Here is an 8,941-nt window from a genome sequence, read left to right as displayed (position 1 = left end):
GAGCAGAAATCATTCATTTTAGAGAGGATGAAAGCTATCGAATGAAGCATCGTTCTTCCATTTTTGAGGAAAAAAGTGTTCAAAATTAATTAGCGAAAAGTGTTCATTTTCACTTGACGGTTACAGCTGGACACTTATCACTGTTATTGCTGTCACACTGATTGGTTCAGCACTGATCTTTTCTAATATATTTCATTTGGGTGCCATTTCATTGTTTAGTGATAGTGATGATCAGGCAACAGCGTCGGACGAACTATCGGATGAGACCGTTGAAAAGGTAGAGGAAGTTCGGGATACCGTTGGGAAGGAAAACAAAAGTATCGGCCGGTTTGTCTCGGAAACGCACGATTTTTACAATGAAACAACCGGTTATGGCGGCATGTCGTCCCTCGATTGGAAGAAGCAGACAAAAAAAGCCAACACTATTCGGTCAACGCTGGATGAAAAGATGAGGAACGTGAATGATAAAGCCCTGACAAAAGACCTGGAGCGTATACGGGAATTGGCAAAAGCCGTTGTAAATACTGAAAATAAGGAAAATGTCCGCATGCTGCATCGGATGTTTCATGATCTAGATATCGCACTGAATGATTACAATGCATATGATGTTATTTGGAATGCCACAAATACACTGGAAACAACAAATTAGTGTTCATTTGACATATTTTTATGATAATCTATACATGAGATAACGTTAATTGACTAAAGGAGTAATGGATTATGGGCAAAACATTGATTTTTGGACACAAAAGTCCTGATACCGATACGATAGCATCAGCACTTGTATATGCCGATCTAAAAAACACGCTTGGCTTTGAAGCACAGCCTGCTCGTCTGGGAGAGGTAAGTAAGGAAACACAATTTGTCCTCGACTATTTTGGTGTGGAAGCACCGGCGTATATTGAAAAAGTGGATGAGAGTGTCGATAGTGTCATTTTAGTTGATCACAATGAATTCCAGCAAAGTGTCGATAATATTGGTGATGTGCGCATTGCTGAGGTGATTGATCATCACAAAGTGTCAAATTTTGAAACAAAAGAACCTCTCTATTTCCGTGCTGAGCCTGTCGGATGCACAGCGACGATTTTAAATAAGATGCACAAAGAGAACGGTGTTATTCTTTCCAAAGAAAATGCCGGACTGCTGCTGTCTGCAATCATTTCCGATACATTATTGTTGAAATCACCGACATGCACCACCGCGGATACGGAGGCAGCTCATGAATTGGCGGAGATTGCTGGTGTAGATTTGGACAAATATGGTCTCGATATGTTGAAATCCGGGGCTGACTTAAACGATAAATCAGCGCTTGACCTGGTGACAATGGATGCCAAGGAATTTAAAATGGGCGAGGCAAAAGTGCAAATCGCTCAGGTGAATGCAGTGGACACGAGCCAGATCTACAAAGCGCAGACAGCCATTGAAAAAGAAATGGAACAAAAAATTAGTGACAACGGGCTGGAATTGTTCCTGTTCGTGGCAACGGATATTTTGGAAAACGATTCAGATGTTCTGGCAATGGGATCTGCGAAGGGGCATGTTGAAAAGGCATTTGATGTAACTCTTGATGAAAATAACCGGGCGCTTTTGAAAGGTGTCGTCTCCCGCAAGAAACAGATTGTAACAAACCTGACGGAGGAATTCACAACATAACATGTTTGAAAAATCCCTGCTACGGCTGCAGGGGTTTTTCAATATGGAGGATTTCTTCATCTACTGTGAAAACTTTCAAGGCATCGACTCTATTTCGTAGCCGATGCTCGGGCCCGGTGTGATAATGATTGGTGTCTGAAGGGCGGTTTACTATATGTTGATTTCCTTTTCGTGGAATGAAGCAGTATTATTCTTTATCTGATCATCATAAGAATGGTACAAACCCTGATTAAAGGATGGAGATCATGTGGTCGGACTTTAAAGCTTTCGCACTGAAAGGAAATGTGCTGGATCTTGCTGTTGCAGTCATCATAGGTACTGCGTTCGGAAAGATTGTCACGTCGCTTGTTGAGAATATGATGATGCCGCTTGCAGGTGTTTTGGTAAGCGGTGTGGATTTCACCAATTTAAAGTATACTGTTAAAAACGCAGATGTGCTTTATGGGGAATTTCTGCAATCTGTATTTGATTTTGCGGTTGTTTCGATATCGATTTTTATTTTGGTTCAGTTGATTGGAAGATTCAGAAACGAGAACGAATCAAAAAAAGAATCCAAACCTGATAGAAACGAAAAATTGCTCACTGAAATCCGTGATCTTTTGAAAAACGGTGAGCAGCAGGAAGCGAAGAAGAAAATGGTAGTTCATGTAAGGACCAGAAAAAACAAGGATAACTAGTTTTTGAAAAACGCTTAACGATCACGTAATATAATTTTAAGGGAGGAGTGGATCGAATGGCTGAGAAAGTGGCTCTGTCATTCAGCGGCGGGAAAGACAGCTGTTTGGCACTCTATTATTTGCAAAAGCAGGGCACACAGGTAGCATGCCTGCTGACGACGGTCTGGAAAGAGAGTCAGGAAACGGTGGCACATGATGAGGATCGTGAACGGATTATGTATCAGGCTCAACGGCTGGGAATTCCGGTTTATTTTATCAAAACTGATTTTAATACATATAAAACTGATTTTGTTTTTCACATAAATGAGATGAAACAGCGTTATGGCATAGATGGGATGGCGTTCGGAGATATTTATCTCGAAGGTCATCGCAAGTGGGGCGAAGAGGTCGCCCGGGAAGCAGGCGTTGAGGCTGTTTATCCATTATGGTCGGATCAAAATGAAGTTGTTCGTTTGCTACGGGATTTTACAGCAGTTGGTTTTGAGGCGGAAGTGATCAAGGTAGATTCTGAAAAGCTTCCGGAGAGCTGGGCTGGCCGACGCGTTGATGAAGCATTTGTGAACGATATTTCGATGTATAAGGACGTTTGCCCAATGGGTGAATCAGGCGAATATCATACATATGTGCACAACGGTCCGATTTTCGGCAAACCTTGATAGGCAGAGGAAGGGGCGAGCATATGAAAGTGTTGGCGGTCACTGGCTACAAACCAATGGAGATTAATATTTTCAAGCATGATGATAAGCGAATCAATGTGCTTAAGGCGGCAATTGAAAAACGATTGATCGGTTTTATAGAGGAAGGACTTGAATGGGTGATCATCTCCGGCAAAATGGGTGTTGAGCTTTGGGTCGGCGAAGTTGTGCTGGAAATGAGGGGGCAGGATGACGTGAAACTCGCTATCATCCCGCCATTCGAGAATCAGGAAGAACGCTGGCCGGAGCCAATTCAACAGATTTATCAGCGGCTTACAATGGCTGCAGACTTTTTCCGCCCCCTTTATAAAGGTGCTTACGCCGGTCCATATCAGTATCAAGTCAACAATAAGTGGCTGATTGATAAAAGCGACGGCTGTTTGCTGCTATTGGATGACGAGTATCCCGGCAGCAACCGCTATTTTTATGACGAAGCAAAACAGGCTGTCACCCATTATCCGATTTATTTAATCACGCCTTCAGACCTCGAGGATATGGCAGAACAACTGCGTATGACGGATCCGGATTACTGGGAATGATAATAATAAGTGGCTGTATGCTGAAGTGGACATGGTGTTCACGCATTCAATTCACGGCATTAGAAAACCTCGGCCTTCGCGTCGTCCTTTAGCGAGTGCCGAGGTTTTTATAAGGTCATCCTTAGTGCATTTAAAAGCCTCTCCTAAAACCACTTAACGGGTTCGGGTTTCAGGTTTTGGAAAATATGCTTGGTTTCTTGATATTCTTCCAGCCCGGTTTTACCGAGTTCACGGCCGATGCCGGACTGTTTATAGCCGCCCCATGGTGCTTGCGGGAAGTACAGGTTCACGTCGTTTATCCAGACCGTGCCCATCCGCATTTTCGCTACACAGCGCTCGGCCTTGGCAATATCATGTGTAAAGACGCCTCCTGAAAGCCCGTAAATCGAATCGTTCGCAAGGCGGATTGCTTCGTCTTCAGTCGCGAATGTTTCCACCGTGATAACCGGACCAAAACCTTCATCCTGCACAACACCCATGTCAGTCGTGCAACCGGTCAAAACAGTCGGCAGGTAGAAAAAGCCATGCTGCAGTTCCGGATCGTCGGGACGTCCACCGCCGACCGCAACCGTTGCCCCTTCTTTTTTGCCGTTTTCGACATAGTTGATCACTTTATTCAAATGGTCTGCTGAGATAAGCGGTCCCATTTGGGTTGCTTCGTCAAAGCCATTGCCGAGCTTGATGTTCTGCACCCGGTCGACAAGCGCATTGACGAAATCGTCGTGAATGGTTTCCTCTATAATGAGGCGGGTTCCCGCTGAACAGATTTGACCGGCATGGAAAAAGACTGCGTTCATAGCTTGATCTACCGCTGTTTCAAAATCGGCATCCGCAAAGACAACATTCGGATTTTTGCCACCGAGTTCCAATGCCAGGTTTTTCACATTAGAACTTGCTGCCTGCATAATCCGCTTGCCTGTTTCAATGCCGCCTGTGAATGAAATCAGATCCACATCGTCACTGGCTGAAAGTTCCGCGCCAACGCTATCACCGGGGCCGAGCACCAGATTAATAACCCCCGCCGGGATGCCGGCTTCTTCCATTAATTCGAATACTTTAATCGACGTGAGCGGCGTTATTTCACTTGGCTTCATGACAAGTGTGTTGCCCGCTGCCAGTGCCGGTGCCAATTTCCATGACGCCTGCAAGAGCGGGTAGTTCCACGGTGTGATCTGACCGCAGACCCCGACAGGTTCACAGACCACCCTGCTCGTTGAATGCGGGATAGGCGATTCGATGATCGCGCCGCCGTCTTTGTCAGCCATCTCCGCAAAATAACGGAAAACCCCTGCGATATCATCCATATCACCACGGCTTTCCTCGACTGTTTTGCCGGTATCAAGCGATTCGAGCTCAGCCAATTCTTCACGGTCACGTGTGATCAAATCGGCAATGTCATGAACCATTTTGCTGCGCTCAATAGCAGGAATCGTCGACCAATTGCCTTGATCAAAAGCCTTGCGTGCGGCCATGATAGCAGCTTTTGCATCGGATTCATCACTCTCCGTGACTTTTGCAACCAATTCCTGATTATAAGGGTTAATGATGTCACGCGTAGCACCAGCGTGGGATGTCACCCATGAGCCACCAATAAATTGCTTTTTGATGTTCATCGGTTGGCCTCCTTTATAATTTACTTTATTAAGAATATATTTAACAATTTGAACAAAACTAACTTTATCACGTTACGTCTTGTTTGTCAAAAAAAGAACGTATCAGTGAATTTTTAAGGTCCAAACTGTTGATAAGCAACAGCTACCATGATCTTTATAGAGGTTGTTCAAAAAGTCCGGTAAAAATGACACTTCGAATTTCTTCGTTGGCTTGTTTCTCCGCTCCTTGGAAAAGAAAAACACTTTTCCTGCGTGCGAAGCGGATTCAGGGTAGCATTACTTGTGCTCATGTATCTAAAGGCATACATTCCGCTGCTCGAAACTGCGCCGTCTCGAACTTCTTGGTCCTTTTTATCCTCCTTTTTGAACACGCACTTATAGAACTTTTTCAACTGGTATTTGACATATTTCGTTAATACGTTATGATTAAAATTGTAAATAATAAATTTAATGTATTAAATTTTTAAAAGTGAGGTGACATGAATGGCTGGTTCCAAGGATGAGATGGCGGAGGGGAAATTGGAACAGGCAAAAGGATACGTTATTGAAGCCATTGCTGAAACAATGGATGTATACGGTGTGACACCTTCTGCCGGAAAATTATATGCCACTATGTATTTCGAGGATCAGATGAATCTTGATGAAATGCGGAAAGAATTGGACATGAGTAAACCGAGCATGAGCACAAGCGTTCGTAAACTGCAGGAAATAGAAATGGTCAAAAAGAAATTCCAGCGCGGCTCCAGGAAACATATGTATGCGGCGGAAAAGAATTTTTTCCATACATTTATGTCATATTTCTGCCAGATGTGGGATCGCGAAGCAAAAATGAATCTTGAAGCCGTTAAGCAAGCTGAGTTCGAGCTGGATGCAATCTTTGAAGATGAACATGTTTCGGAAGAATTAATCGAAGAAGCACGACAAATTTATCATCAACTGAATCGGTCCAAAACGTACTACCGATGGCTGGAACGTTTGGTGGCAAGCATCCGGTCAGAGGAGATTTACGAATTTTTACCAGTATATCCGAATTATGAATAGGAGAGGATTACACATCTATGAGTTTTATAAAAAGTAAACTGATTATTCCGGGAATAACACTGGTCATTGTATTAGCAGCATGCGGTTCAAATTCCGGCGCACAGAATTCCGGAGATTCAGGTGAAGATTCATCTGAAAGCAAAGGTACAATTGATATGGCCCAGATTAATTGGGCGGAAAATATTGCTGTTTCGAATATGTGGAAAGTGATTCTGGAGGAAAAAGGATACGATGTCAATTTGAAAATGCTCGACATGGGTGTCATTATGCAGTCATTGGCATCAGATGATTTGGATATCAATCTGGAAGTGTGGCTCCCTATCCAGGATAAAGCTTACTTGGAGGAATATAAGGATGACGTTTTCTTTTCAGAGGCAACCTGGTATGACAACGCAAAAGTGGGACTTGTTGTCCCGAAATACATGAAAGATATCAACAGCATTGACGATTTAAAAGCAAATAAGGAGAAATTTAATGGCGAGATTACCGGGTTTGATTCAGGTGCAGGTACGATGGAAGTGACCAAAAAAGATTTAATTTCTGAGTATAATCTTGATTATGAACTGATTCCCAGTTCTGAGCCGGCTATGATCACTGCGATTGGCGATGCCATTGAGAATAAGGAGCCGGTCGTTTCACCACTATGGAGTCCGCACCGGGTATTCTCCCAATACGATTTGAAATTCCTGGAGGATCCAAAAAATGTTTATGGACAGACTGAAAAAATCCACCATGCAACACGTCAGGGATTTGCAGATGACTTTCCGAAAGTCAGCAAGTGGATGAAAAACTGGAAGATGGATGATGATGCAGTCGGTCAACTCATGACTTATGTCAATGATGCTGAAGAGCCAATTGAGGGTGCCCAAAAATGGGTTGAGGAAAATCAGGATTTAGTGGATGAGTGGACCACAGAATAGTTTTTGAATGTGAACATCTAAACATTCAAGATGAAGTAAACTCGTTAACGTCCGCAATTCAGATGATAAACGTCCGCGAGATGAAAAGGGAAGTCTGTTGCTAAGAAGCAAGACTTCCCTTTTTTGTAACGTCAGAAAGTATAAATTATGGGTGACCTTATAAGAAACGCTTCGGCATTCGCTATAAGACGAGGCGAATGCCGAGTTTTTCTAAGTTCGGATTTCATACAGCCGATTCGCCTTGTCGGCATCCAGTCCAACCGAGATGTCTTCTTTATCCCCGGGATAGCTTCTCCATACTCCGGCTTTACTGAAGTTTTCATTGACATTTTGATACGCATTGTCACTGGGATAGATGGGAGAATTAACACTCCGGTAAAATTCCTGGCAATTGTTACTGTTTTCGTTCCCATTTGATGAATTGTACACTAATAAAGCTAAAATTAAACCACCGGCCATTAAAAGGCCAATCCCAATCAAATAATACTTTTGATATCTGTTCATGTAAAAGACCTCCCTTCAAGCCTTATGGCAGTATATTAACGTAAGGGTTAATGCGTATGGGCTATAAAGAGGTAAGTATCACAATAGAGGGCTCCTAGGAGCCATGAAACCACGTTTGTCCAAGCTTCTTAGTAAATCACAGTTATGACCGATTTATGTTAAAACGTTTATTCTCGAGGTAACTTTTGTTAGACTTAAAAATAGGTATAAAAATTTTCGGTCATTTATAATAGGAAAGACGCAACACTGATTTCCAATTGAGGTTGAAACAGAAGGGAAGTGGTATGATGCGGTTGATTCGTGCAGGTATTCATTTTTATCTGATCGGTCTGATTATCCTGACGTTAGGTATTGCATTGACCATTCAATCAACAATGGGTGCTTCGCCGTATGATGCGCTTCTGGTAGGATTGCACCGGACGTTTGGACTAACAGTTGGCAGCTTCGAAATAATTGTTGGTTTGACAATGGTGTTGGGAAATGCTATAGCCGAGAAAAAAAGACCGGAACTTTTTGCTTTGATTACCTCGCTTGTCACCGGTGTTGGCATTGACTCATGGCTATTTTTGCTTCGGGACATTGTAACACCCGTGACATGGTATGGCGAATGGACGGAATTGCTACTGGGGACGATATTGATGGCGCTTGGTGTGGCATTTTACCTACAGTCGAAAATTGCGCCTAACCCGATGGATCGCTCCATGCTCGTTATATCAAATTTGACCGGCTGGAACGTTTCTTATTCACGGGCAGCGATCAGCGTTGTGCTTGTTATTCTGGCAGTCAGTTTTGGTGGTGCAGTCGGAATCGGAACTTTAATCAACGCATTATTCAGTGGTTTCATCATCAGTTTCTTTTTACCATATGTGAAAATGATCAAAACAGGAATCCGGAAGCACAGAGAGAATATGGTGTCTTGACCTACGTATAGATTTCGTTTCCTCGTTAAAAACTATGCTAAAAAGCAAGGAGGAAATGAAAATGAGCGGAAAACCTAAAGGACCGAAACAGCAGGAAAAGCCTAATCTGCCTAAAAGTCCAAAGCAGCCATACGGCGAGCCAATGCAGGGATCACATAAAGTGAAACAGCGAAACCATTCAAGGCAGAAGCAGAAGACGGACCATGATATGTAGCCGCTGACGAAAATAGCACGCCAAAAATTGCGTGCTATTTTTGTGTGAAAAGATACAAGCTAAGCTTTTCGTTGTAGATTTATGAGAAATCGCTGTAGAATGTGCAGGAATCGCTGTAGATTGCTAATAAATCTTCTAATCGTCTGAAATTTTCTGCTATAATGG

General features: G+C 43.1%; 11 protein-coding genes. 9 read left to right on the top strand and 2 right to left on the bottom strand.

Translation table 11 applies throughout. The annotated features are described in order from the left end of the window. Positions 1-211 precede the first annotated feature (211 nt). The 5 genes from IEW67_RS12990 to IEW67_RS12970 all read left to right on the top strand — a co-directional run bounded on the left by IEW67_RS12990 (position 212) and on the right by IEW67_RS12970 (position 3,564). Positions 212-649, top strand: a complete 438-nt coding sequence (locus IEW67_RS12990) for a hypothetical protein (RefSeq protein WP_229671843.1) — start codon at positions 212-214, stop codon at positions 647-649. A gap of 71 nt (positions 650-720) precedes the next feature. After that, positions 721-1,653, top strand: coding sequence for a manganese-dependent inorganic pyrophosphatase (locus IEW67_RS12985; protein ID WP_188633504.1), 933 nt, complete (start codon positions 721-723; stop codon positions 1,651-1,653). A 245-nt stretch (positions 1,654-1,898) separates the two neighbouring features. Then, a complete protein-coding gene (mscL, locus tag IEW67_RS12980; RefSeq protein ID WP_188633503.1) occupies positions 1,899-2,330 on the top strand; it encodes a large-conductance mechanosensitive channel protein MscL in 432 nt (143 codons plus the stop codon). A 56-nt stretch (positions 2,331-2,386) separates the two neighbouring features. Then, positions 2,387-2,986 carry a Dph6-related ATP pyrophosphatase gene (locus IEW67_RS12975; RefSeq protein ID WP_188633502.1) on the top strand — a complete coding sequence of 200 codons (600 nt, stop codon included), beginning with the start codon at positions 2,387-2,389 and terminating at the stop codon, positions 2,984-2,986. Between the two features lie 23 nt (positions 2,987-3,009). Further along, positions 3,010-3,564 (top strand): SLOG family protein, encoded by a 555-nt coding sequence (locus tag IEW67_RS12970; RefSeq protein WP_188633501.1) that lies wholly within the window; start codon positions 3,010-3,012, stop codon positions 3,562-3,564. Between the two features lie 143 nt (positions 3,565-3,707). Here the strand turns inward: IEW67_RS12970 and betB are convergent, their stop codons facing one another. Further along, a complete protein-coding gene (gene betB, locus IEW67_RS12965; RefSeq protein WP_188633500.1) occupies positions 3,708-5,177 on the bottom strand; it encodes a betaine-aldehyde dehydrogenase in 1,470 nt (489 codons plus the stop codon). A gap of 483 nt (positions 5,178-5,660) precedes the next feature. Between betB and cudC the strand changes: the two genes are divergently transcribed. Further along, complete coding sequence (cudC, locus tag IEW67_RS12960; RefSeq protein WP_188633499.1) at positions 5,661-6,218, top strand: choline uptake/conversion transcriptional regulator CudC; 558 nt, start codon at positions 5,661-5,663, stop codon at positions 6,216-6,218. 17 nt (positions 6,219-6,235) lie between these two features. Then, positions 6,236-7,138, top strand: coding sequence for a glycine betaine ABC transporter substrate-binding protein (locus IEW67_RS12955; RefSeq protein ID WP_188633498.1), 903 nt, complete (start codon positions 6,236-6,238; stop codon positions 7,136-7,138). Positions 7,139-7,348: 210 nt separating this feature from the next. On the opposite strand, the gene IEW67_RS12950 is transcribed toward IEW67_RS12955, so the two are convergent. After that, a complete protein-coding gene (locus IEW67_RS12950) occupies positions 7,349-7,642 on the bottom strand; it encodes a hypothetical protein (RefSeq protein WP_188633497.1) in 294 nt (97 codons plus the stop codon). A gap of 284 nt (positions 7,643-7,926) precedes the next feature. Here IEW67_RS12950 and IEW67_RS12945 point away from each other — a divergent pair, with 284 nt between their 5' ends. Together IEW67_RS12945 and IEW67_RS12940 are read left to right on the top strand one after the other, a co-directional pair. Next, positions 7,927-8,562 carry a YczE/YyaS/YitT family protein gene (locus IEW67_RS12945; protein ID WP_229671842.1) on the top strand — a complete coding sequence of 212 codons (636 nt, stop codon included), beginning with the start codon at positions 7,927-7,929 and terminating at the stop codon, positions 8,560-8,562. Positions 8,563-8,623: 61 nt separating this feature from the next. Beyond that, the gene (locus IEW67_RS12940) at positions 8,624-8,776 is read left to right on the top strand and encodes a small acid-soluble spore protein P (protein WP_188633495.1); all 153 of its coding nucleotides are present in this window, start codon (positions 8,624-8,626) and stop codon (positions 8,774-8,776) included. The last annotated feature ends 165 nt before the right edge of the window (positions 8,777-8,941 follow it).

This window comes from Lentibacillus kapialis (assembly GCF_014646635.1).
GTDB classification, from domain to species: domain Bacteria; phylum Bacillota; class Bacilli; order Bacillales; family Amphibacillaceae; genus Lentibacillus; species Lentibacillus kapialis.
Note: the sequence above shows the minus strand (reverse complement) of the source record. Positions and strands in the feature narration are given on the sequence as shown.